The organism is Mycobacterium sp. NPDC003449, from assembly GCF_053588415.1.
Window position 1 is genome coordinate 52,442 of record NZ_JBSFPX010000011.1, and the last position, 23,988, is coordinate 76,429.

General features: G+C 67.5%; 20 protein-coding genes. 15 read left to right on the forward strand and 5 right to left on the reverse strand.

All coding sequences use genetic code 11. From position 1 onward, the window contains the following. Positions 1-31 precede the first annotated feature (31 nt). The 5 genes from ACWDTP_RS05695 to ACWDTP_RS05715 all read left to right on the forward strand — a co-directional run bounded on the left by ACWDTP_RS05695 (position 32) and on the right by ACWDTP_RS05715 (position 5,636). The gene (locus ACWDTP_RS05695) at positions 32-634 is read left to right on the forward strand and encodes a DUF222 domain-containing protein (RefSeq protein ID WP_450017446.1); all 603 of its coding nucleotides are present in this window, start codon (positions 32-34) and stop codon (positions 632-634) included. Beyond that, a complete protein-coding gene (locus ACWDTP_RS05700) occupies positions 519-905 on the forward strand; it encodes a hypothetical protein (RefSeq protein ID WP_450017484.1) in 387 nt (128 codons plus the stop codon). The genes ACWDTP_RS05695 and ACWDTP_RS05700 overlap by 116 nt, the downstream gene beginning before the upstream one ends. Before the next feature lie 536 nt (positions 906-1,441). Continuing rightward, a complete protein-coding gene (locus tag ACWDTP_RS05705; protein ID WP_450017448.1) occupies positions 1,442-3,805 on the forward strand; it encodes a polymorphic toxin-type HINT domain-containing protein in 2,364 nt (787 codons plus the stop codon). Positions 3,806-3,914: 109 nt separating this feature from the next. Next, positions 3,915-4,823: a hypothetical protein gene (locus tag ACWDTP_RS05710; RefSeq protein WP_450017450.1), complete on the forward strand. Its 909-nt coding sequence runs from the start codon at positions 3,915-3,917 to the stop codon at positions 4,821-4,823. A 555-nt stretch (positions 4,824-5,378) separates the two neighbouring features. Then, positions 5,379-5,636 (forward strand): hypothetical protein, encoded by a 258-nt coding sequence (locus ACWDTP_RS05715; protein ID WP_450017452.1) that lies wholly within the window; start codon positions 5,379-5,381, stop codon positions 5,634-5,636. A 533-nt stretch (positions 5,637-6,169) separates the two neighbouring features. Here the strand turns inward: ACWDTP_RS05715 and ACWDTP_RS05720 are convergent. The 3 genes from ACWDTP_RS05720 to ACWDTP_RS05730 form a co-directional block, all read right to left on the reverse strand. Then, positions 6,170-7,417 (reverse strand): RNA polymerase sigma factor, encoded by a 1,248-nt coding sequence (locus ACWDTP_RS05720; protein WP_450017480.1) that lies wholly within the window; start codon positions 7,415-7,417, stop codon positions 6,170-6,172. A 90-nt stretch (positions 7,418-7,507) separates the two neighbouring features. Continuing rightward, positions 7,508-9,130 (reverse strand): fatty-acid--CoA ligase FadD8, encoded by a 1,623-nt coding sequence (fadD8, locus tag ACWDTP_RS05725; protein WP_450017454.1) that lies wholly within the window; start codon positions 9,128-9,130, stop codon positions 7,508-7,510. A gap of 223 nt (positions 9,131-9,353) precedes the next feature. Beyond that, positions 9,354-9,812, reverse strand: coding sequence for a YciI family protein (locus ACWDTP_RS05730; protein ID WP_450017456.1), 459 nt, complete (start codon positions 9,810-9,812; stop codon positions 9,354-9,356). Between the two features lie 161 nt (positions 9,813-9,973). Here ACWDTP_RS05730 and ACWDTP_RS05735 point away from each other — a divergent pair, with 161 nt between their 5' ends. The 8 genes from ACWDTP_RS05735 (at position 9,974) to ACWDTP_RS05770 (ending at position 18,474) form a co-directional block, all read left to right on the forward strand. Beyond that, a complete protein-coding gene (locus ACWDTP_RS05735; protein WP_450017458.1) occupies positions 9,974-11,149 on the forward strand; it encodes a PA2928 family protein in 1,176 nt (391 codons plus the stop codon). Between the two features lie 9 nt (positions 11,150-11,158). Further along, positions 11,159-12,757, forward strand: a complete 1,599-nt coding sequence (locus tag ACWDTP_RS05740; protein ID WP_450017460.1) for an amidohydrolase — start codon at positions 11,159-11,161, stop codon at positions 12,755-12,757. Next, the gene (locus ACWDTP_RS05745) at positions 12,754-13,710 is read left to right on the forward strand and encodes an o-succinylbenzoate synthase (RefSeq protein ID WP_450017462.1); all 957 of its coding nucleotides are present in this window, start codon (positions 12,754-12,756) and stop codon (positions 13,708-13,710) included. Before ACWDTP_RS05740 ends, ACWDTP_RS05745 begins: the two co-directional genes overlap by 4 nt. Before the next feature lie 74 nt (positions 13,711-13,784). Next, entirely contained in the window at positions 13,785-14,747 is a 963-nt protein-coding gene (locus tag ACWDTP_RS05750; RefSeq protein WP_450017464.1) for a GlxA family transcriptional regulator, read from the forward strand. Positions 14,748-14,759: 12 nt separating this feature from the next. Further along, positions 14,760-15,476: a DJ-1/PfpI family protein gene (locus tag ACWDTP_RS05755; protein WP_450017466.1), complete on the forward strand. Its 717-nt coding sequence runs from the start codon at positions 14,760-14,762 to the stop codon at positions 15,474-15,476. Between the two features lie 38 nt (positions 15,477-15,514). Then, positions 15,515-16,291 carry an alpha/beta fold hydrolase gene (locus ACWDTP_RS05760; protein WP_450017468.1) on the forward strand — a complete coding sequence of 259 codons (777 nt, stop codon included), beginning with the start codon at positions 15,515-15,517 and terminating at the stop codon, positions 16,289-16,291. Between the two features lie 9 nt (positions 16,292-16,300). After that, positions 16,301-17,962: a 2-succinyl-5-enolpyruvyl-6-hydroxy-3-cyclohexene-1-carboxylic-acid synthase gene (gene menD / locus ACWDTP_RS05765; protein WP_450017470.1), complete on the forward strand. Its 1,662-nt coding sequence runs from the start codon at positions 16,301-16,303 to the stop codon at positions 17,960-17,962. After that, positions 17,959-18,474 (forward strand): DUF3592 domain-containing protein, encoded by a 516-nt coding sequence (locus ACWDTP_RS05770; protein WP_450017472.1) that lies wholly within the window; start codon positions 17,959-17,961, stop codon positions 18,472-18,474. The genes menD and ACWDTP_RS05770 overlap by 4 nt, the downstream gene beginning before the upstream one ends. Positions 18,475-18,483: 9 nt before the next feature. On the opposite strand, the gene ACWDTP_RS05775 is transcribed toward ACWDTP_RS05770, so the two are convergent. Beyond that, the gene (locus ACWDTP_RS05775; protein ID WP_450017474.1) at positions 18,484-19,155 is read right to left on the reverse strand and encodes a DsbA family protein; all 672 of its coding nucleotides are present in this window, start codon (positions 19,153-19,155) and stop codon (positions 18,484-18,486) included. Positions 19,156-19,263: 108 nt separating this feature from the next. Here ACWDTP_RS05775 and ACWDTP_RS05780 point away from each other — a divergent pair, with 108 nt between their 5' ends. Next, on the forward strand, positions 19,264-20,391 hold the full coding sequence (locus ACWDTP_RS05780) for a glycosyltransferase family 4 protein (protein WP_450017476.1): 1,128 nt from the start codon (positions 19,264-19,266) through the stop codon (positions 20,389-20,391). A gap of 111 nt (positions 20,392-20,502) precedes the next feature. On the opposite strand, the gene ACWDTP_RS05785 is transcribed toward ACWDTP_RS05780, so the two are convergent. Next, positions 20,503-22,449: an aconitate hydratase gene (locus ACWDTP_RS05785; protein ID WP_450017478.1), complete on the reverse strand. Its 1,947-nt coding sequence runs from the start codon at positions 22,447-22,449 to the stop codon at positions 20,503-20,505. A 355-nt stretch (positions 22,450-22,804) separates the two neighbouring features. On the opposite strand from ACWDTP_RS05785, the gene ACWDTP_RS05790 reads away from it, so the two are divergent. Continuing rightward, complete coding sequence (locus ACWDTP_RS05790; RefSeq protein ID WP_450017482.1) at positions 22,805-23,953, forward strand: IS30 family transposase; 1,149 nt, start codon at positions 22,805-22,807, stop codon at positions 23,951-23,953. Positions 23,954-23,988: the final 35 nt, after the last annotated feature.

A 23,988-nucleotide genomic window follows, 5' to 3' on the forward strand; every position in this document is an offset into this window, starting at 1 on the left:
TTTTGTCGGTGCCCCTTGTGATAATGGTGTTATGTCCACGACCACAACGTCTTTGGCTTCTGGAGTGAGTCCCAGGGAGCGGTTGGAGAGGTTGTGTGCGCAGTTGGCGGAGCTGTGTGGTCAGCGCAATGCGATCGACGGGCAGATTGTGGACCTTGTCGCGGAGATGGATCGTGACGAGTTGTGCGGGTTGACCGGTGCCCGCTCGGTCAAGGCTTGGGTGGCGTGGAAGACCGGCATCACCCCGCACAATGCCGAAATCATGCTCGCGGTCGCCCGCCGGGCTGAGGAATTCCCCTACTGTCTTGACGGTTACGCGAGGGGGCGGTTGTCGTTGGATCAGGTCGGGGTGCTCGCTGAACGCGCCGCCGATGGCTCCGATGCGCATTATGCCGAGTTGGCCGCGTTCGCCACCGTCACTCAGTTGCGGACCGCGGTGAAACTGGAACCACACCCCGACCCCGACCCGGAGCGGTCGATCACCCAGACACGGAGCGGTCGATCACCCAGACCTCTGCTTGGCGGTCGCCTCCCCGCGTGGCCGTGCCTCGATCCGTGCGTGCCTGGAAAGCGTTTCCCCGCAGGACTATCGCAGTGTCACCAGGGCGGTCGGGACGGGACCGGTTCCGTCTGATCCAGCGATTCGCCAGGCGGCAGCGCAGCTGACCGGGGTTCAGTCGCGCGGCCTCAACGGCCTGCGCCGTTGGATGCCATGGCTGTGCGGCTTTCTCCTCGTCAACCAGGTAGTGCAAGTGTGTATCGCGGCACGTCCGGTCGTGCTGCGGGAAGTCTTCCTGATAGTGATCTGGTCGGGCCTCACGGTCTACTGGTCGCTGTATCCCCGCCTGATCGACACGCGCCACCAAATGCTCAGCACATACCAGGGCCGCGACGCGATAGCTTGATCCAGGGCGGGGATTCAACAGTCCCCAGTCGTGGCACCTGTGCGGGTTGTGCGAATCGCAGCCACCTCGCCATTCAACGTGAACCACGCTGTAAGTCTTTACACGGCTGTGAGCAAATTCACTCGGAACGCTCACACGCTCGCTGATGCATCGGTTCTTTGAGTAGCTGAATGCAGGTCAGGACCGGCCGGGTTAATTTGCCAATTCGGAAAACTACCTAACGTTCGGCCGGTTGCGCTGCTTGGCATCATGCCTGGTAATTGACGGTTATTGCCGGTGCCGCTTACAGTCCCGTCAAGCAGGAGAAGCGATAGCTGTCTGATTCTTGACAAGATTGCTGAACGGGGGATCGCATGCGGGACGGTGGTAGCTGGATTGCGGGTGCAGGAAACTTCCTACGCGCCGGTCGGCACAGTGCGTGGTCGGGGTGGCCGGCGCGTTGGCTGGCCGCGTTGTGCGCGGTGGCAGTCACCGTCGGCGGGCTGCAACTGGTCGCACCGGCACCGTCGCAACGGGTTGATCAGATGGCTACCGCGGTGTCGGCGGCCGACGGGTTCGCCGAGGCAGCGGTCGCTGCGTTCACGGAATCGTCGGTCGGCTCTGATCTGAGTGTCTCGCCCGAGCAGCGCCGCGCGGGTCTGCCCGACGCCCCGGTGGCCGGGCTGACCGCCCAGACTCCGGCCGGGCCAGTGCAGGTGGTGCTGCCTGGTGGGCTGGGCAACGCTCAGCACACCGCGGGTGGGCAGGTCGTCTATCCGAATGCCGGTGCCGGCTTCGACATGCTGGCCGAAAACACCGCCACCGGCACCCGCACCGTCGCGCGCATCAGCGACCCGGGCGGGCCTCGGATGGTCACCACCTTCGTGCGCACCCCCGCCGACACCGTCATGCTGGCCCACACCAACGGTTATCTGACCATCAACAAGGCGACCCCGACCGCGGAGACCGTCGGCATGTTCTCGCCGGCCGAAACCCGCGACGCCACCGGAAAACTGGTGCCGTCCTCGTATGTGGTCAAACAATTCGCCCCGCAGCTCTACGTGTTGGCCGAGGTCATCGACCCCCAACCGCACACCACCTGGCCGGTCTACGTTGATCCGCCCCTCCATGTCGGCGGACCCGGCAGCGCTCCGCTGCCAGCAGGATTGTTCGATTCGGTCACCAGCGCGGTCAGCTCCGTCGCCGACAGCGTGACCTCGGCGGCCTCCACCGCCGCCTCGGCTACCGTCTCCGGCGCGAAAGCCGTGGGCGGGTTCGTCAAAGAAAACCCCCTGGAGTCAGCCATGCTCGTCGGCGGTGTCGCGTTGGCTGTCACCGGGGTCGGTGGCCCTGCCGGTGCTGCCATGATCGCCTCGGCCACCGTCAACATCTCCAGTGCCGCTGTCGACATCGCCGCCGCCGCACTGCCAGACAACCAAACCCTCGGCATCGCCTCCAACGTGCTCGGTGTGGCCTCCATGATCACCCCACAAGGCGCGGCCAAAAAAGCCGTCAAAGAAGGCGCCGAACTCGCCGCCGAACAACTCACCAAACACACCGACGACGTCATCGACATCGCCAAAACCACCCCCACCCCACCCACACAACTCGCCGACGACATCGCAGCCGCAGGTACCGCGAAACCACCAGTGACACCGGGAGTTTCACCCAAAGCGCCGAACGCGCCGCCGGCCGCTAGGCCCGCTGAGGTTCCGTGCGCGGGGCAGTCGTTCACCCCGGACACATTGGTACTGCTCGCTGACGGCACCAACCGACCCATCAGCCAGCTGCGCGTCGGGGATCGGGTGTGGTCCACCGATCCAGTCTCGGGCCAGTCCGGGCCGCAGACCGTGCAGGCGGTGCTGGTCAACCACGACACCGACCTGCTCGACCTGACCATCACCAACGATGCCGGCGACTCGGCAGTTATCAACACCACCAGCGGGCACCCCTTCTACAGCCCCACCCGCGCGGACAGCACCACCACCGTGCTGGCGGCGAGCACCACACCCACCAACGCCTACGGGCCCGGCTGGATTGACGCGAAAGACCTGCGCCACGGCGACGCGCTGTACACACCCAATGGCGCTGCCGCGCAGGTCAAATCGGCCGCCCCGGTGGCCGGTGACGCTGACATGTGGGACCTCACCATCGAGACCACCCACACCTTCTACATCACCACCCCAACCGCATCGGTCCTGGTCCACAACTGCCCGGCCGGCCCTGACCTACCGGTTCCCGACGCGGCTAAGCCCAAGCCAGCCACCGACGGCAAGGACATCACGCCGAAAGTTAAGGATCAGGTCACCGCTGACCGGGTGTCGAAGAGTCCTGACGGCAATCTGCGCTGCGAGAACCCCGACTGTGGCCAGCGGGTTTTCCGGCAGGAAGGCAAGACGATACGGGGAGACAAGATTCCGCCGGACCGTGCCCAGTTCGACCATAAAGATGCACCGAAATCGCGCGGCGGCACCGGTGGCGAGAACGGTGAAGACGTCCAGATTCTGTGTGCTCGATGCAACGGCCCCGCCGGCAAAGGCGACAAAACACCCGAGGAATGGGCGGCAGTCCAAAAATATGTCGGACAGGACTCCCGAAGGATAATCCGGGAACACGTTCGTGTTCATGGTGAGCCGCCGGACGGGGTGATTCGGTCTCCCAACCTGCGACCGCAAGCCGCTATGCGCAACGATCAAGCGCAGGCGAGCACCCAGGCCACCGCGTCTCAACACCGTGACACCGCGGTCGGCAGGGCGCGCGAAGCCAACAACGCCACCTCGCAATCCGATACGCCCTCCGCCACTAAGTCTAAAGGTGGCGGGAAAAGAAACGACGACAAGAAAAATTCCGATAAGAAGAAAAAAGACAAGAAGAAAAAGAAAAAGAAGAAGAGCAAGAAACACCACAAAAAGCCCAAGTAATCGATGGCGAGTTTGCAATCGTGAGCGGCAAGTCGTTGACGTCCAGGCTACTGTTGAATCGGCCGCGGCCCGCTTTGGATTTGCTCGTGACGGAATAGGAGAAACGTTGGTGGTCGACACCACTTCAGGCAGCGACGAAGGCTACCGAGAGGTCGCCTCGCCGCTGACCGATGAGATGCTGGCACCGCTGTCGCCAAACTGCCCAGGGGTGTCGATCGTCGAACCGCTCAGCGATGGTGACTACCAGAAGGTGGCCGAGTTACTTAGTGAAAGCCCAGACAAAGAACTCTATGTTTCACAGCTTGAAACGCCGGAGTGGAGTTCCCGTCCGTTCGTCGAACACCCGATCACTGATCTGGAGTTTCTGCGTTTTTTCCCGAGCCTGCGGCGATTCGCTTGCAATCTGTTTTATCTGAAATCTCTTGACGGTCTGCAACATTTGAACGCCTGCGTACGGTTGCGGATCTTCAAAAGCCCGAAACCACTGTCGGCCACGCCGATCAGGGAACTCACCGGACTCGACTATCTGATGCTCGACGGCCAAGTCCGTGACCTCCACACCCTCAAAACGCTGCCCAACCTAACCACCTTGAGCCTGGGATACGCCCGCAAACTCCCGGGCCTGGGCTTCCTGCCGGCCAGCCTGCACACCTTCTACATGAACCGCGGCAGCATCACCGACATCAGCGCTGTCGCTGACACACGCCTGGAGAAACTGTCATTCTTCAAAGTCGGGGCACTATCGGACCTCAGTCCCATCTCCCACGTCACCAGCTTGCGCCACCTACAGCTCTACCACCTACGCGAGATCACCGACCTACCCGACATGACAGCACTGACCGACCTCACGGACCTCATCATCGACGACCTCAAAAAGCTCTCCGACACCCGACCTGTCCTCACCGCACCCCACCTGACCAACCTCACCGTCACCAACCTCCCCAACATTGATCCCAAAGCCTGGGAACAAACCTGGAAAACCTGGCTCCAACAAGGCCGCCCACCCTTCTGGGAATAGCCCCGGAAATCGAATTGTAAGGGTCCCGTCTCGTTTCTAGAGATCTGAGACAGCCTTCAAACCGCCACTCCTCTGCTGCATCGCCCCACGTCGTGGTGTCTCGTTTAGTCTCACACCCATCTGTCCGGCGCTGAGCTGGGAATTCTGCTCCATGCGGCCCAGCAGACGGTCTTGGACGGCCAGGCCGCACTCGATTTCGAGTGGCGAGTCCCCCGTTTCTGAGCCCAACCCGACTCTGAGGCCGGATGGACTCAGGAGCGGCGACTTGCCAACCCAGGGCCCACGATCGTCGGACATGCGGCTGAATAATGATGATCCGGCGGCGCTGGCCATGGCTGTTGACAGCGGTCTTTCTCGTTGTGTGCAGCGCAATTGCGATTATGTGGGTGGTCCAGGAGAACAGGCAGATACTCGCATCGGAGTGTGACTGCGCTGCCGTCGATCCTCTCGCAAACCAGTGGGCAGCGATGGTTACATCAGCCAACACCGCGACCGACACGGCCCCAGAGACGCGCGAGTAAAGCGGGCTCCTTGCGATTGCCGATCGCGACAGCAATGAGCGACAAGCTGTGCGCCGCAGTAGATTCCGTCTCGACGCCAGCGTTGAGCGACCAGCTTACGAAGTGGGCCGATGGTGCGGCGCTGGCAGCGCACACGCAGCGCGACGCAGTGAACCGGCCAACTCAGGAACCATCCGACGTGGAGGCGAATGTCAACAGGGCTGCCAACATGGTCGATGAGGCTGGCAGTGCTCTGGCCGAAATGTGCCCCGACCTACGTGAAGTGCTGCACAGCGACAACGCGACTGGTTGACGGGTGGTTGGGAGCTTCGGGACACTTGTTGCCATGGAAGGCCACGAGTCAGGAGATCCCCGGGCGAAGTATCGGCGGCTACCACGTCCGATTGATGTCGCGAACTCTGTCGAGTCTGTTGACGCTGCCGGTGCCACTGGAGACACCGACCGTAATGAAGGGGCGGCCCCGTACTTGAGGATAACGCTCGGGTCTTGGCGAGGTTGACCCGTTCTGATCGGCAAGGCCCGCACCCCTCGACCACAACGCCAAGCTGCCTATGCAGTCAAACTTGAACGACCTAGGGGTTCTGAACCGGCCGTGCCTAGCCAACTCTAGCCTGACAACGCTGCATGATCGCAGGCGTCCGCCACCCTGTCACGGGGTAAATAGTACGGGGTAGATTAACTACTGCCGACAACCACGTCCCCACCGACCGTCGCACCGTATTCCGGACCGACCGGGGAACTCGCGGACTGGTGGTGGTACCAACCCTAACCGCCGACCGACGCAACGAATCAGGCGGCGCAGCAGGACATAAAATCGCGCAACGGCTAATTGCCGCCCGCCCGCGGCAGAAGACAGCGGGCCCGGATCATCTTTTGCGTCAACACGTCTCGCTCCCGTTCGTTGTCGGTCAGGGCTACAGCGTGTTCGAACTCGGCGGCGGCATCGGCGTGCCGTCCGAGCCGTGCCAGCATCTCGCCGCGGATGCTCGGTACCTGAGGCAAGTCGTCCAGACTGTCGAGGATTGCCAGCCCCGCGGCCGGGCCGTCGTTCATGGCGACGGCGACGGCCCGGTTCAACTGCACGACGGGTGACGGGGCGATCTGCAGCAGCGCGTCGTAGAGCGCCACGATGCGGCCCCAGTCGGTGTCGGCGGCGGTGGGCGAGACCGCATGGCATTCGGCCAGCGCGGCCTGCAACCCGTACGGTCCCCAACCCGAATTCCGTTGGCGGCGTGCGCCATCGGAGCGTTGCAGGGCTGCGACACCGCGCTGGATCTGGGCCCGGTCCCAGCGAGCCCGGTTCTGGTCCTCCAACAGCACGGGCCTGCCGTCGGGGTCGGTGCGGGCCGCGAACCGCGAGGACTGGAACTCCATCAGGGCCAGCAGGCCGTGCACCTCGGGCTCGTCGGGGATCAGGGCGGCCAGCACCCGGCCCAGCCGCAGCGCCTCGGCGCACAACTCGTCGCGGATCCAGCGCGCCCCGAACGAGGCCGAATAGCCCTCGTTGTAGATCAGGTAGATCACCGCGAGCACCGCCGACAGCCGGTCCGGGAACTCGTCGCGCGGCGGCACCTCGAACGGCGCGTTGGCGGCGGCCAGGGCCTTTTTCGCGCGGGTGATGCGTGCGGCGGTGGTCGGCTTGGGGGTGAGGAACGCCCTGGCGATCTCCTCGGTGCTCAGCCCGCCGACCATGCGCAGGGTCAGCGAGATCTGGGCTTCCCGGGACAGCACCGGGTGCGCGGTGATGAAGATCAGCCGCAGCACATCGTCGTCGATGCGGTCCGGATCCCATGATTCATCGATGTGCGTTTCGAGTTCACGGGCCAGCACGGCGTACTTCGCGTCGAGGTTGTCCCGGCGCCGCCAGTGGTCGATCGCCTTGCGTTTGGCGACGCTGGTCAGCCAGGCCCCGGCATTGCGAGGGACGCCGGTCGACGGCCACTGGGTCAGCGCGTCGAGCGCGGCTTCCTGGGCCAGGTCCTCGGCCAGCCCGACGTCACCGACCGTGCGGGTCAGGGTGGCCAGGATCTTGGCGGCTTCCATCCGCCAGACCGCGTCGAGCGTGGCGCGCATATCGGGCACCTACCCATTCTGCCGAGCAGACGCGTGGGTACCCCAAAACGCGCCAAACCGGGTACCGGCGCGTCTGCTCGGCGAAGAAAATCAGCCCACCGAACGGGCGGAGCCCTCCCAGAACCGGGCCCGCACGGCCTTCTTGTCCGGTTTGCCCAGCGCGGTCACCGGCACCGAGTCGACCACGACGACCTGCTTGGGGGCCTGCACCGAACCCTTGCGTTCCTTGACCGCGGCCTGGATTTCCGTCGTCACCCGCTCGACCGACTCGGCGTCGGATGCGGCGTCGGGCCGCAGCACGATCACCGCGGTCACCGCCTCGCCCCACTTCTCGTCGGGGGTGCCGATCACGCACACCTGCGCCACCGAAGGATGTTCGGCGACAACGTCTTCCACCTCCCGCGGGAACACGTTGAACCCGCCGGTGACGATCATGTCCTTGACCCGGTCGACGATGAACCAGTACCCGTCCTCGTCCTCGCGGGCCATGTCACCGGTGTGCAGCCAGCCGTCAAGAAAAGTCTCCGAGGTGGCCTCGGGCAGCTTCCAGTAACCGCCGGCCAACAGCGGCCCGGACACGCAGATCTCGCCGACCTCACCCCGCGGCACCGGGTTGCCCTCGGAATCCAACAATGCGGTGCGTGCGAACAGCGTGGGCCGCCCGCAGGAGGTGAGTCGCTTCTCGTCGTGGTCCTTCTTACCGAGGTAGGAGATCACCATCGGGGCCTCGGACTGCCCGTAGTACTGCGCGAAGATCGGCCCGAACCGCCGCAGCGCCTCGGCCAGTCGCACCGGGTTCATCGCCGATGCGCCGTAGTACACGGTCTCCAGCGACGACAGGTCACGCGTATGCGAATCCGGGTGGTCCATCAACGCGTAGATCATCGACGGCACCAACATGGTGGCAGTGATGCGACGCTCCTCGATCACCCGCAGCACCTCGGCCGGGTCGAACTTGGTCAGCACCACCAGCTCACCGCCCTTGACGATGGTCGGGGTGAAGAAGGCCGCTCCGGCATGCGAGAGCGGTGTGCACATCAGGAAGCGCGGGTTCTCCGGCCATTCCCATTCGGCCAGCTGAATGGTCGTCATGGTGCTGATCGACCGCACGGTGCCCATCACACCCTTGGGCTTGCCGGTGGTGCCGCCGGTGTAGGTCAGGCCGCCGACGTGGTCGGGGGCCAGTTCGGCCGCGGCCAGGGGGACCGGGCGGTATTTGGCGGCCTCGGCCACCAGGTCGGTCCCCACGTCCTTCAGCGCGTCGGGCACCGGCCCGATGGTGAGAATCTGGCGCAGCGAGGGCACCTTGTCCAGCAGGCCCGCGGCGCGTTCGACGAAGGCCGGGGTGGGGTCGATGATGAGCGTGCTCACCTCGGCGTCGGCCAGCACATAAGCGTGATCGTCGAGTGAGCCTAGAGGGTGTAGTGCCGTGCGGCGGTATCCCTGGGTCTGGCCGGCGCCGATGATCATCAGCACCTCGGGCCGGTTCAGCGACAGCAGGCCGACGCCCACCCCGGTGCCCGCGCCGAGCGCTTCGAACGCCTGGATGTACTGGCTGATCCGGTCGGCCAGCTCACCGCCGGTCAGCGTGGTTTCGCCGAGGAACAGCACGGGTTTGTCCCGGTTGCGTTTGAGCGCGCCCACCGTGAGGTGGCCCGAGTGGATCGGGTGATGCAGCAGTTCGGCGCTCGAGGGGGTGTCCACCTGGGTCATGCCCCCACACTAGAACGTGTTACAGAAATGCTGTACCCCGATCCCCCGGATAACGGTTCGGCGAGCACCCGAACACAGGTAGTGCACTACGCGCGTTTTCGCAGGCTCCTGCACCTAGCGTGGCAGTCGGAACATCGCGGGGAACCGGGCCACATCTGAGGGCAGGGGGGCCGCCAGTCCCCGGCGGCGGGGGGTCGCCGGGGGCTGTGCGGGTCGGCCAGATTCAGCGGTTGGCCGCCTTGCGGGCCTCGACCGCGGCTTTCTCCGCCAGGTCGGCCCGCCACTGGATTTCCTTCTGCACCCATTCGTTGTCCTGCGGAAACTCGTCGGTCTCGCTCACCCGGCGCACCTCGAGCTTGACGCCGGGCCCCAGCGGGCATTTGCGCGCCCACTGCCTGGCCTCCTCGACCGAGGACACCTCGATGATCCAGAACCCGTTGAACAGCTCCTTGACCTCGGCGTACGGGCCGTCGGTGACCACCGGCGGATCGGTGTCGAAGTCGACGACGAATCCGTCCTCGGGCGGGGTCAGCCCCTCACCGGCCAGCATCACCCCGGCCCTGATGAGCTCCTCGTTGTAGCGGCCCATCGATGCGATGATCTGGTCGAAGTCGATGTCCTGCTCGGCCATGGCTGCCTCGGCCTCGGGGGTGGACCGCATGATCATCATGTAGCGCGACATTGTTGTCTCCTTCGGTTGGGTGGAAGGGGCTCGCTCATCGTGCCCTCGTCGACACGTCGAACGGCACCCCCACTGAATCGACACGGCGGCCGAACTTTTTTCATCGATTCCCGACCGGCTCGGCAGAAAGCTCTTAGAGCCGCCGGATAGATCTGGATCTCATGAGCGACGATGCGCGGCCAACGGTTCCGCTGTGGCGGCTCGCGGGATTCCTGCTCTTGATACCCCTGACGCTGGGCTGCATATTCGCCTCGACCCGGCTGCTCAGCCATCCGATGGTGAGCGTGGGCCCGGTCGTCGGCTACGCGACGGTGCAGGGCCACGACGCCGTGCTGGTCGCCTACGGCCGGACCGGCGGGACGGTGGGCCCGCCGTTCGGGTCCGGTGACACCTGGCAGGAACGGATGGCCGCGGTTTCGCTGGACAGCGGTGAACTGCTGTGGGACGTCCAGCTGCACGACAGCGAGGGGTGGGAGCGTGGTGTGCTCGCGGTGGCCGACGGATTGACCTACGTCGCGAGCGATCGCGGACTGTCCGTGGTCGACGTTGACGACGGCAGCGTCGTCGCAGCGGAACCGGGCGAAGGGCAGGTGCAGTCGTACAACGGCTACAACGTCGACCCGCGGATCAATGCCATTGTGGCGCTGACCGATTCCGGCGGGGTCGAGGCGGTGCCGCTGGGGACGACGGAGATCGCGGCGGTCACCGACGACATCGCCGCACAGTGGCGCACCACCCTGGTCGGCGACGCCAGCCCGACCGGGGCCGCGGATTTCGGCGTCATCCACGTCGACCCGGCCGCGATGCCGAACGGGATGATGCTGCCCGACGGCGACCTCATCGGCGTGCCCAAGCCATACCAGGCGGCCGACCCGCAACTGATGCGCGGCGGTGCGGTGCTGGCCCGGCTCGACGGCCTGACCAAGAAAGAGCTCGTCTACGAGGTGATCCGTACCCCGGCCGCGCTGGCCACCCCCGAGCAGCTCAAGGAGGGCACAGATATGTTCAACCACCACCATTCGGCGGCCGCCCCGCTCGGCATCGACCACGGCGTGGTGCTCGTCAAGGGTGAACCGGCCGACGATCCGAGCGCCGAGGAGCTCCGGCTGTTCGACATCGACACCGGCGACACCCTCGCGGTGGTCGGCCATCTCGACGGGTACCTTCGCGCCACCGCCACCCCGACCGGTTCGATCCTGGTGATCGGCGCCGAGGAGGGCAGCGGGCTGGATAACGACCGGCTGATCGTCGTGCATCCGGACGGCAGGACCACCAGGACACAGATCGGCGACACGGATTTCTGGGGACGTACCCGGGCGAACGTCACCACGCCTTAGCATCCGGGTGTGCCCAGTGCTGATCTCGTGCTGTTCGGAACCGTCCTGACCGTCGACGACACCCAACCCACCGCCGAGGCGGTCGCGGTCGCGGACGGCCGGATCGTCGCCGTCGGCAGCCGGGCCGACGTGCAGTCCCAGATCGGGCCCGGGACCGAGGTTCGGGAGATCGACGGCTGCATCATGCCGGGTTTCGTTGAGGCGCACGGGCATCCGCTGATGGAGGCGGTGGCGCTGTCGGACCGCATCGTCGATATCCGACCGGTCACCCTTGACACCGCTGCCGCGGTGGTCGACGCCATCCATGCCGAGGTGGCCAAGCGGGGTGCGGCGGGTGCCTACCTGAACGGGTGGGATCCGCTGCTGCAGCCCGGCCTGCCCGAGCCGACACTGGCCTGGCTGGATGCGGCCGCGCCGGACGACCCGCTGGTCATCGTGCACAACTCGGGTCACAAGGCGTACTTCAATTCGGCGGCCGCACGGGCCGCGGGACTGACGAGGGACACCCCGGATCCCAAGGGCGCCAGGTACGGTCGCGCCGCCGACGGCGAACTCGACGGCACCGCCGAGGAGTCGGCCGCGGTGTTCCCGCTGGCGAACGGGGCCATCTCGGTCGCCGACTACCCGGCATACCTGCGGGCCGAATGCGCTCGGCTCAACCGGGCCGGGCTCACCACCTGCGCGGAGATGGCGTTCGACCCGATGTTCCGGCCGATGCTGGCGGCGTTGCACGATGCGCTGACGGTTCGGCTGCGCACCTACGAGATGTCCACGGCCGCACTGCATACCGATGCCCAGCCGTTCGAGGGCGACGACATCGTCCGGCAGGTCGGCATCAAAATCTGGGTGGACGGGTCACCGTGGGTCGGCAATATCGACCTGACCTTTCCCTACCTGGACACCGAGGCCACCCGCACCATCGGCGTGGAGCCGGGGTCGTGCGGGCACGCCAACTACACCCGCGAACAGCTCGCCGAGATCGTCGGCACGTTCTTTCCGCAGGGCTGGCAGCTGGCCTGCCATGTGCACGGCGACGCCGGGGTGGACACCATTCTCGACGTCTATGAGCAGGCCCTGCGCGCCCATCCGCGAAACGACCACCGGCTGCGGCTCGAACACGTCGGCGCCATCACCGGGGCCCAGCTGCGGCGGGCCCACGACCTCGGGGTGACCTGCAGCCTGTTCGTCGACCAGATCCACTACTGGGGCGACATCATCGTCGACGGACTGTTCGGCCCGGAACGCGGCGAGCAGTGGATGCCCGCCGGCTCGGCGGTGGCCGCCGGTATGCGGATCTCGCTGCACAACGACCCGCCGGTCACCCCCGAGGAACCGCTGCGCAATATCGCCGTTGCGGTCACCCGCACCGCACCCAGCGGGCGCGTGCTGGGCGCCGAGCAACGGTTGACCGTCGAGCAGGCGATCCGGGCGCAGACCATCGACGCGGCGTGGCAGCTCTTCGCCGACAACGTGATCGGCTCGATCGAGGTCGGCAAATACGCCGATCTGGTGGTGCTTTCGGCCGATCCGCGTGCGGTGGCCCCAGAAACCATCGCCGATCTGCAGGTGCGGGCGACGTTTCTGGCCGGGCGGCAGGTGTACCCGTGACGGTGCCCGCGCTCGACGACATCCTGGCCCGCCTGCACGTCGTCGCGCTGCCCATGCGGGTCCGGTTCCGCGGTATCACCGTGCGCGAGGTCGCGCTGATCGACGGCCCGGCTGGGTGGGGCGAGTTCGGGGCCTTCGTCGAGTACGGGCCCGCCGAGGCGGCGGCCTGGCTGGCTTCGGCCGTCGAGGCCGCCTATCGGCAGGCTCCCGCCGTCAGACGTGACCGGATCCCGATCAACGCCACGGTGCCCGCGGTCGAGGCTGCCCGGGTACCCGAGGTGCTGGCCCGGTTCCCGGGGGCGCACACCGCCAAGGTGAAGGTGGCCGAGCCCGGACAGACGCTGGACGACGACGTGGCCCGCGTCGATGCGGTGCGGGCCCTCGTCCCGGTGGTGCGGGTGGACGCCAACGGTGGCTGGACCGTGCCGCAGGCGGTGGCCGCGGCGCGGGCGCTCGGTCCGCTCGAGTATCTCGAACAGCCCTGCGCCACCGTCGAAGAGCTCGCCGAGGTGCGTCGGTTGGTCGACGTCGCGGTGGCCGCCGACGAATCGATCCGCAAGGTGTCCGATCCGTTGCGCGTGGTCCGGGCAGGGGCGGCCGATGTGGCGGTGCTCAAGGTGGCGCCGCTGGGCGGGGTGTCGCGGCTGCTCGACATCGCCGCGCAGATCGATGTGCCGATCGTGGTGTCGAGCGCGCTGGATTCGGCCGTCGGCATCGGCCAGGGGCTGCTGGCGGCGGCCGCCCTGCCCGCGCTGCGGCATGCGTGCGGCCTGGGCACCGGCGGCCTGTTCGTCGAGGACGTCGCCGAACCGCGGCGGCCGGTGGACGGGTATCTGCCGGTCGGGGCGGTGCCGCCGGACCCGGCGCGGTTGGCCGGGCTGGCGGCGGCGGGTGACCGTAGGCAATGGTGGATCGACCGGGTGCGGTCCTGCTACCCGCTGCTGCTGGGGTAGCCGGCTCCGGCCTGTCCTGATTTGTGGGATACATGGCCTAGACGCCATGACCGAGTCCGACCACCATTGAAGGCGTGACCCGATCGGTGGTGATTCTCGGCTACTCCGGCGTGCAGGCGCTCGATGTCGCCGGGCCGTTCGACGTGTTCACCGCGGCGACGCTGATCCTGGCCGGCCAGGGCCGCACCGACGACGGCTACGTCGTCACCCTCGCCTCCGGCGACTCCGAGCCCGTCACCACCCACACCGGACTGGAATTCGTCGCCAAGCCCCTGCCCGATCCGCACAGCCACATCGACACCGTCGTCATCCCCGGCGGCGTCGGCGCCGACACCGCAAGGGCGAATCCCGACCTCGTCGACTGGATCGGGACCACCTCGGCCCGTCGCGTCGTCAGCGTGTGCACCGGAGCGTTCCTGGCCGCGCAGGCCGGCCTGCTCGACGGGTGCCCGGCCACCACGCACTGGGCCTCGGCGAGCCGGCTGGCCGCCGAATTCCCGGCCATCGCGGTCGATCCGGAGCCGATCTTCGTGCGCAGCTCGGAGCGGGTGTGGACGGCGGCCGGGGTGACCGCGGGCATCGACCTGGCATTGTCGCTGGTCGAGGACGACTACGGCACCGAGACCGCGCAGACCGTGGCCCGCTGGCTGGTGCTCTACCTGCGCAGGCCGGGCGGGCAGACGCAGTTCGCCGCGCCGGTCTGGATGCCGCGGGCCAGGCGGGCGCCGATCCGTGCGGTGCAGGACGGCATCGAGTCCGAACCCGGTGGGGCGCACAGTATCTCCGAGCTGGCCCGGCGCGCCGCGATGAGCCCGCGGCATTTCACCAGGGTGTTCACCGATGAGGTGGGCGAGGCGCCCGGTACCTACGTCGAGCGGATCCGCACCGACGCCGCGCGGCGCCAGCTCGAGGAGACCGACGACACCGTCACCGTCATCGCGGCCCGCTGCGGATTCGGCACCGCCGAGACCATGCGCCGCAATTTCGTTCGACGCCTGGGTGTTTCACCCGACCAGTACCGAAAAACCTTCTCCTGAAAGGGCACCGCCATGCAGATCGCGATCGTGTTGTACCCGAATTTCACCGCACTGGACTTCATCGGCCCCTATGAGGTGCTGCGCAACCTGCCCGATGCCGAGGTGCGGTTCGTCTGGCATGAGCCGGGGCCGGTCACCGCCGATTCGGGTGTGCTCACGGTCGGCGCCACCCACTCGTTCGACGAAACCCCTTCGCCCGATGTGGTTCTGGTGCCCGGCGGGCCGGGCAGCGTCGCCGTCGCCCGCGACGAGAAGGTGCTCGACTGGCTGCGCCGGGTCTATCCCGGCGCGACCTGGACGGCCTCGGTGTGCACCGGATCGATGGTGCTGGCCGGCGCCGGTCTGCTCGACGGTAAACCCGCCACTTCGCACTGGTCGGCGCTGAGCGCGCTGAAGGTGCTGGGGGCCGACCCGGTCGGGGACCGGCGCATCGTGCACCAGGGGGACATCATCACCGCGGCCGGCGTATCGGCCGGTATCGACCTCGGCATCTGGCTGGCCGGCCAGATCGGCGGCGAGGCCAGGGCCAAGGCCATCCAGCTGATCATCGAATACGATCCGCAGCCGCCGTTCGACTCGGGGCACACGTCGAAGGCCTCGGCCGCCACCAAGGCCGCCGCGACGGCCATGCTCGGCAGGGACATGATCAGACCCGAGCCGCTCAAGGCCACCACCCTGCTGCTCTGGGACCAGGCGATCCGCAAGGTCCGGGGCCGGCGCACCGCATGAGCCGCTGCGGCTGATCGTCATCAAGTACCGTCGGCCGGGTGAATCTGGCGTACGACGACCGAGGCAAGGGCGATGCGGTGCTGTTCATCGCCGGCAGCGGCGGGGCCGGCCGCACCTGGCATCTCTATCAGGTGCCGGAGTTCCAGCGGGCCGGCTACCGCGTGATCACCTTCGACAACCGGGGCATCGGTGCGACCGAGAACGCCGAGGGTTTCGGCATCGACCAGATGGTCGCCGACACCGCCGCGCTGATCGAGCAGCTCGGCGCGGCCCCGGTGCGCATCGTCGGTGTGTCGATGGGGTCGTTCATCGCCCAGGAGCTGATGGTGGCCCGTCCCGACCTGGTCCGCTCGGCGGTGCTGCTGGCCACCAGGGGCCGCGAGGACCGGGCCCGCCAGTTCTTCCGCAACGCCGAACGCACCCTCGCCGAGTCCGGGGTGATGCTGCCCCCGGCCTACGACGCGAAGGTGCGGATGCTGGAGAACTTCTCGCCCAAGACCCTCAACGACGACCAGTTGGCCAGGGACTGGAGCGAGATGTTCACCATGTGGCCGACCAAACCGACCCCGGGCCTGCGGGCCCAGCTCGACGTCGCACCCGACGGGAACCGGCTCGCGGCCTACCGGGTCATCACCGCGCCGGTGCTGGTCATCGGGTTCGCCGACGACCTGGTGCTGCCCCCGCACCTGGGCCGTGAGGTCGCCGACGCCATCCCCAACGGCCGCTACCTGGAGATCCCCGACACCGGCCACCTGGGCTTCATCGAGAAACCGCAGGACATCAACGCCGCGATCCTCAAGTTCTTCGCCGAATAGGCTGTAGTGGTGAACCCCTCGACGGCACAGGCCCGCGTCGTCGTCGACGAACTCATTCGCGGCGGTGTCCGCGACGTCGTGCTGTGCCCGGGCTCGCGCAACGCCCCGCTGGCGTTCGCACTGTCCGACGCCGACCGGGCCGGGCGGATCCGGCTGCACGTGCGGATCGACGAGCGCACCGCGGGCTATCTGGCGATCGGGCTGGCCTGCGGGGGCAGCGGCACCGAACGGTCGCCGGTCTGTATCGCGATGACCTCGGGTACCGCGGTGGCCAACCTGGGGCCCGCGGTCGTCGAGGCCAACTACGCCAGGGTGCCGCTGATCGTGCTCAGCGCGAACCGGCCCTACGAACTGCTCGGCACCGGCGCCAACCAGACCTTCGAGCAGCTCGGCTACTTCGGCACCCAGGTGCGGGCCAACATCAGCCTGGGGCTGGCCCCCGAGTCCGGCGGCGGCGCCGCGGTCGATCTGGACGTGCTCAACGCCCAGTGGCGCTCGGCGACCTGCCGGGTGCTGGTGGCCGCGACCGGGGCCCGCAGCGCCAACGCGGGGCCGGTGCAGTTCGACATCCCGCTGCGGGAGCCGCTGGTCCCCGATAACGACGGCGACCGGACGTTCCCGCCGGGCCGGCCCGACGGCCGGTCCTGGACCCACACACCGCCGGTGAGCTTCGACCAGCCGCTCGACATCGACCTCACCCCCGACACCGTGGTGATCGCCGGGCACGGCGCCGGCGTGCACCCCAACCTCGCCGAGCTCCCGACGGTCGCCGAGCCGACCGCGCCGCCCGCCGCCAACCCGCTGCATCCGCTGGCGCTGCGGCTCGTGCACCCGCAGCAGGTCATCATGCTGGGCCGGCCCACGCTGCACCGGCCGGTGTCGACGCTGCTGGCCGACCCCTCGGTGCCGGTGTACGCACTGACCACGGGGCCACGCTGGCCGGACGTCTCGGGGAACTCGCAGGCCAACGGCACCCGCGCGGTGCTCACCGGCACGCCGGGCCGGGCCTGGCTGCGCCGCTGCGCCGAGGTCAACGCGCATGCGGTGGCCGCGGTGCGCGGCCAGCTCGCCGGGCACCCACTGACCACGGGGCTGCATGTGGCCGCGGCCGTGGCCGATGCGCTGCGACCGGGGGACCAGCTGGTGCTGGGGGCGTCCAACCCGGTGCGTGACGCCGCGCTGGTCGGGCTGGACCCGCACGGGGTGGCGGTCCGCTCCAACCGCGGCGTGGCCGGTATCGACGGCACGGTGTCGACGGCGGTCGGCGCGGCCCTCGCCCACGACCGGGCCGCCGTGCCCGGCCGCACCGTCGCGCTGATCGGCGACCTGACCTTCGTCCACGACAGTTCCGGGCTGCTGATCGGGCCCACCGAACCGTGCCCGCGCAGCCTGACCATCGTGGTGTCCAACGACAACGGCGGCGGCATCTTCGAGCTGCTCGAGCAGGGGGATCCACGGTTCTCCGACGTGTCCTCACGGGTGTTCGGCACCCCGCACGATGTCGACGTCGGCGCGCTGTGCCGGGCCTACCACGTCGAGAGCCGCCAGATCGAGGTCGACGCGCTCGGCCCGGCGCTGGCCGAGCCGTTCGAGGGCATGCGGGTGCTGGAGGTGAAGGCCGACCGGTCGTCGCTGCGTGCCCTGCATGCGTCGATCAAGGCGGCGCTGTGAGGGTGCCCGATGTCGCCAACCGGCTCAAGGCCGTGGTGCGGCCGCTGATCCCGCACCTCTACGGCGAGCCCGGCGAGACCCGTCGCGGGCGCACCATCCGGCGGATGCGGATCGGTGTGGTGGTCGTCGCCTGCCTGGTGACGTTGCAGTCGGTGCTGCTGGTGGTGGGTGCGTGGCGTAACGATCAGCAGATCGAGCGCCATATGGGGGTGGCGGCGGCCGAGGTGCTCAACGCGGGCCCGCGGCGCTCCACGATCGAGTTCGTGACACCGGACCGGGTCACCTACCGCCCCGAACTCGGGGTGCTCTACCCGTCCGAACTCGACACCGGTATGCGGATCTACGTCGAGTACGACAAGAACGATCCCGACCTGGTCCGGGTCCGCAATCGGGACGCGTCGCTGGCCATCATCCCGGCCGGGTCGGTCGCGGTGGTGGGCTGGCTGCTCGCCGGGTTGGCGCTGGTGGGGCTGGAACTGTGGGAGCGGCGGACCGGGCGTATCCCGGGCTGACCGGCTGGGCTACACCGACGACATCAGGTTGGTCAGCCAGTTGTCGTCGTAGGCGTCGAGCACGTCGTCGTTGACCAGGTCGTAGATCGTCGGGGTGGCGATGTCGTATTGCACCTCGTAGAGGTATTCGGTGTTCTGGTCGGCCATCTGGGCCACATCGACCCCCTCGTCACCGGCCGCGATCCTGTCCAGAGGCTCGCCGGTCACCCCGCTGCGCTCGGCCAGATCGGCCAGCTCGCTGTCGCTGGGGGCGGGCCCGCCCGGGCGTTGGTGATCCCACAGGCTGCGCACATACGCCTCGAACACCACGCCGTCGGTACCCGGCCCGGCGGCCAGGAACAACGCGTTGCTGACCCTGGCCGAGTAATCGTCGCCGCCGGAGTCAAGGAATGTCATCGGCCGGTAGGTCACCGCGAGTTGGCCCAGGCTGACGTAGCTGGAGATCTGCCTGCCGAAATCGTGCTGGAGCTGGGCGCAGTGCGGGCACTGGGGTTCGGTGAAGATCTCGATCTGGGCCGGGGCGTCGGGAAAGCCGATCAGAATGCCCGAGCCGTCCTCGGTGATCTCGCTGGGTGGTTTGGCCGGATCGGGTGCCGCGGTGCCGTCGATCACCCGGCCGCATCCGGCGGTGGCCAGCAGCACCGCCGTCAGCAGCGCGCCCACGACGCGCGGAAACCGCATGTGGGCAACCTTAGTCCGGGCCGTGGTCGGGGGCAGCGGCATCAGGTTTTTGCGTGTCGTATCCCCGGAGGCAACCTCAGGGACAGGTGCCCGGGCGACCATCGTGACGTGCGCGTTGCAATCGTTGCAGAGTCGTTCCTCCCGAATGTCAACGGCGTCACCAACTCCGTTCTTCGGGTGATCGAGCATCTCCGCCGCACCGGCCACGAGGTTCTCGTCATCGCCCCGGACACCCCGAGACACCAGCCGCCGGCCGACCGGGTGTACGAGGGGGTCCGGGTGCACCGGGTGCCCTCGCGGATGTTCCCGAAGGTGACCTCGCTGCCGCTCGGTGTTCCGCGGCCGCGCATGGTCAGTGTGCTGCGCGGGTTCGCCCCCGACGTCGTGCACCTGGCCTCGCCCGCGCTGCTGGGCTGGGGCGGTGTGCACGCGGCCCGCCACCTCGGGGTGCCGACGGTGGCGGTGTTCCAGACCGATGTGGCCGGTTTCGCCGAGAGCTACGGCGTCGGCATGCTGTCGCGGGTGTCGTGGGCGTGGACCCGACGGCTGCACAGCAAGGCCGACCGCACCCTCGCGCCGTCCACCTCGGCGATGGAAAACCTTGAAGCGCATCGCATTCCGCGGGTTTTCAAATGGGCGCGCGGTGTCGACATCACCGGCTTCGCACCGTCGGGCCGCGATCAGCGGTTGCGGGAGGCGTGGTCGCCCGACGGTAAACCGATCGTCGGATTCGTCGGCAGGCTGGCGCCGGAGAAGCATGTCGAGCGGCTGGCCCCGTTGGCCGCGCGTGACGATGTGCAGCTGGTGGTCGTCGGCGACGGAGTCGACCGGGACAAGCTCGGAAGTGTGCTCCCCTCAGCGGTTTTCACCGGCGAGCTGCGGGGTGAGGCATTGTCGGCCGCCTATGCGAGCATGGACGTGTTCGTCCATCCCGGTGAGCATGAGACGTTCTGCCAGGCGGTGCAGGAGGCGATGGCCTCCGGACTGCCGGTGATCGCTCCCGACGCGGGCGGGCCGCGGGATCTGGTGACGCCGTACCGGACCGGGTTGCTGCTGGCGGTGGAGGAGTTCGAGTCGGCCCTGCCCGCGGCCGTCGAGCATCTGATCGCCGAACGGTCCAGGTATTCGGTGGCCGCCCGGCGCAGCGTGCTCGGCCGCACCTGGCCCGCCATCTGCGATGAGCTGATCGGGCATTACGAGGCGGTCCAGGGCCGGCGCCGCCTGTGCGCCGCCTGATTGCCCTGATTGCCCTGCCGCCTTTTCTCCGCGAGCAGACGCGCCGGTACCCCGGAACGCGCTTTCCCGGGTACCGACACGTCTGCTCGCGGGGAAACTCAGCGGGGAAACTCAGCCCTGCGCCGCCAGCCACGGGATCAGGCCACCGGCCAGCACATGCCGGATCTGGCGCTGCGACAGCCGGTGCCGCACCGGGATCGACGCGTCCGAGGTGGTGTTGCGGACCGTGATGGGTTCGCCGTCGGTCATGCTTCGGCGCACCCCGGCCAGGCTGAGCACATCGTCCTGCCCGACGGCGTCGTAGTCGGCGGGGTCGGCGAATTCCAGTGCCAGCACACCGAAGTTGGCCAGGTTCTGCCAGTGGATGCGGGCGAAGGATTTGGCGATGACCACGAGCAGCCCGAGGTAGCGGGGCGCGATCGTGGCGTGTTCGCGCGACGAGCCCTGGCCGTAGTTCTCACCGCCGACGATGATGTGTCCGTGCCCGGATTGTGCGCGCTGCGGATAGGTTTCGTCGATCTGGGTGAAACTGAACTCGGCCAGTTTCGGGATGTTCGAGCGGTAGGGCAGGGCGCGGGCGCCGGCCGGGGAGATCTCGTCGGTGGAGATGTTGTCGCCCACCTTGAGCAGCACCGGGGCCTCGATGTCGTCGGGCAGCGGGGTCAGCTCGGGCAGGCTGGAGATGTTGGGGCCCTTGACGGCCCGGACGGCGCGGGCCTGCTCGGGGCTCGGGGGAGCCACCAGCATGGCGGTGTTGACGCTGTGGTGTGCCGGCAGGCCGAGCGTCGGGTACTCGATCCTGGCGTCGGCGGCCCACTGTCGGGGATCGGTGATGACGCCCGTGATCGCCGATGCTGCAGCGGTTTCCGGTGAGCACAGCCACACCGAGTCTTCTCGGGTGCCGGACCGTCCCGGAAAGTTGCGCGGCATCGTGCGTAGCGAGTTGCGGCCGGTCGCCGGGGCCTGGCCCATTCCGATGCAGCCCATGCAGCCGGCCTGGTGGATCCGCGCACCGTTGATCACCAGCTCGGTCGTCGCACCCATCTCGGTCAGATCGGTCAGGATCTCCCGCGAGGTCGGGTTCACATCGAAGCTGACCTCGGGCGAGGTCTGGTGGCCGCGCACCATCGCGGCCGCGATCGCGAAATCACGCAGGCCCGGGTTGGCGCTGGAGCCGATCACCACCTGGGCGACCGGCTCGCCGGCGACCTCGGAGACCGGCACCACCTTGCCCGGCGACGAGGGTTTGGCGATCAGCGGTTCCAGCTGTGACAGGTCGATGACCTCGTCGATGTCGTAGCCCGCGCCGTCGTCGGCCAGCAGTTCGGTCCAGTCCTCGGAGCGATCCTCCGCGGCCAGGAAGTCCCGCACCGCCCCGTCGCTGGGGAAAACCGTTGTGGTGGCGCCGAGTTCGGCACCCATGTTCGCGATGACGTGACGGTCCATCGCGGTCAGGCCCGCCAGCCCGGGGCCGTAGTACTCCATGATCCGGTTCACCCCGCCCTTGACGTCGTGTCGTCTGAGCATTTCGAGGATGACATCCTTGGCCGAACACCATTGCGGCAGTTCACCTTCGAGGCAGATGCCCCACACCTCGGGCATCCGAAGGTGCAGTGGCTCACCGGCGATGGCCAGCGCCACCTCCAAACCGCCGACGCCGATGGCCAGCATGCCGAGCGATCCGGCGGCCGGGGTGTGGGAATCCGAGCCCACCATGGTCTTACCCGGCACACCGAAGCGCTGCATATGGGTCGGATGTGAGACCCCGTTGCCGGGTTTGGAGAACCACAGCCCGAACCGGGCCGCGGCGGTGCGCAGGTACTCGTGGTCCTCGGCGTTCTTCTCGTCGGTCTGCAGCAGGTTGTGGTCGACGTATTGCACGCTCAGGTCGGTGCGGGCCCGGTCCAGACCCAGCGCCTCCAGTTCCTGCATGACCAGTGTGCCGGTGGCATCCTGGGTCAAGGTCTGGTCGATGTGGATGGCGATCTCTTCGCCGGGCGTCATCGTCCCTGACACCAGATGCGAGCCGATCAACTTCTGCGTGACACTCTCGGGCATTGCTGCGGAGTTCCCCGGGCGACGCGCGCTGAAACCCGACCGCTACCCGCCGAGCAGACGCGTCGGTCCCCGAAAACCGGCCTCAGACTCAATCGGTCGTTGCAACGCCTGATGAGTTCGGAGGTGTTGTTCGGTGGGGTTTCGGGTGCCAGGGTCGACTGCGGTGCCGGGGTCGGTGCGGGAGCGATTTTGGGAGGAGTTGGGTTCGGGGCTGTCGGTGACGGCGGCGGCCACCGTGGCTGGTGTGTCGCAGCGCACCGGGCAGCGCTGGGCTAAAGACGCTGGTTATCAGGCCGATCGCAGGCATTGCGGGATCCGGTATTCAGCGGTTGCCCGGGAGTTGTTCTGGGAGCAGATGCATGCGGGTGTGGATGTGGCGTTGGCCGCCGCGGCGGCGGGCGTGTCAGAACACGCCGGTAAACGGTGGGTCAAACAAGCTGGTTTTGTGCCCAGAACTGTTGTGCCCGCCCATGTCGAATCCGATCCGTCCCCGCGCCGGGGCCCGTTGTCGTTTATCGAACGGTGCCGGCTCGAAGACCTGATGGAGCAGCAGTATTGCCTGGTGGAGGCGGCCAAGTTGTTGGGCCGCCACAAAGACACCGTCCGTCGTGAGATCGTGCGGGGGCTGACCGGGTCGGGGTATCGGGCGCGAGTCGGCCAGGATGTCGCTGAGGCCCATCGCCGCCGCCCTAAAACCCGCAAGCTCGAGGACAATCCTGGGCTGCTGGCCGAGGTGGTGGCACGCTTGGAGCAGCGCCACAGCCCTGAGCAGATCGCTCACCGGCTGCGCCAAGACTTCCCCGACGATCCGGAGATGTGGGTGTCACACGAAACGATCTATCAGGCTCTCTATGTCCAGCCCCGTGGAGAGTTGGCGCGGCTGGTCAAGACCGCGCTGCGCACCGGCCGTACGCAACGAAAACCGCAGGGCCGCAAGACAACCGAAACATGCGGTCAGATCAAGGACATGATCAACATCAGCGACCGTCCCGCCGAGGCCCTCGATCGGGCCATCCCCGGGCACTGGGAGGGCGATCTGATTATCGGCGCCTTCAGCGCCTCGGCGATCGCCACCCTGGTGGAGCGCACCACCGGATTTGTGGTGCTGCTGTATCTGCCCGGTGATCACACCGCGGCCACCGTCGCCGACGCCCTGCGCGCCAAGATCCACGAAATCCCCGAGATCCTGCGCAGGTCGCTGACCTGGGACCAAGGCAAGGAAATGGCCCAACACACCGAGATCACCAAAGCCACCGGGATGACGATCTACTTCTGCGACCCGCACAGCCCCTGGCAGCGCGGCACCAACGAGAACACCAACGGACTACTACGCCAGTACTTCCCCAAAGGCACCGACCTGTCGTTTCACGGCCCCGGCATCCTCGATAACGTCGCCGCCGAACTCAACGCCCGCCCCCGCAAACGACTCGGCTGGCGCACCCCCGCCGAAGAACTCGACCGACTACTCTCAGACCCGTCCACATTCGTTGCAGCCACCGCCTGAATCCAAGGCCGAAAAATGGGCAGGTTTGTGTCTGC

Excerpts from the sequence above, each read along its gene's own strand:
- fadD8 (WP_450017454.1), bottom strand. The coding sequence starts at position 9,130 with ATGACCCAGGTGGACACCCCCTCGAGCGCCGAACTGCTGCATCACCCG.
- ACWDTP_RS05755 (WP_450017466.1), top strand. The coding sequence starts at position 14,760 with ATGCAGATCGCGATCGTGTTGTACCCGAATTTCACCGCACTGGACTTC.
- ACWDTP_RS05715 (WP_450017452.1), top strand. The coding sequence starts at position 5,379 with ATGAGCGACAAGCTGTGCGCCGCAGTAGATTCCGTCTCGACGCCAGCG.
- ACWDTP_RS05695 (WP_450017446.1), top strand. The coding sequence starts at position 32 with ATGTCCACGACCACAACGTCTTTGGCTTCTGGAGTGAGTCCCAGGGAG.
- ACWDTP_RS05775 (WP_450017474.1), bottom strand. The coding sequence starts at position 19,155 with ATGCGGTTTCCGCGCGTCGTGGGCGCGCTGCTGACGGCGGTGCTGCTG.
- ACWDTP_RS05730 (WP_450017456.1), bottom strand. The coding sequence starts at position 9,812 with ATGTCGCGCTACATGATGATCATGCGGTCCACCCCCGAGGCCGAGGCA.
- ACWDTP_RS05735 (WP_450017458.1), top strand. The coding sequence starts at position 9,974 with ATGAGCGACGATGCGCGGCCAACGGTTCCGCTGTGGCGGCTCGCGGGA.
- ACWDTP_RS05790 (WP_450017482.1), top strand. The coding sequence starts at position 22,805 with ATGCATGCGGGTGTGGATGTGGCGTTGGCCGCCGCGGCGGCGGGCGTG.
- ACWDTP_RS05785 (WP_450017478.1), bottom strand. The coding sequence starts at position 22,449 with ATGCCCGAGAGTGTCACGCAGAAGTTGATCGGCTCGCATCTGGTGTCA.
- ACWDTP_RS05720 (WP_450017480.1), bottom strand. The coding sequence starts at position 7,417 with ATGCGCGCCACGCTCGACGCGGTCTGGCGGATGGAAGCCGCCAAGATC.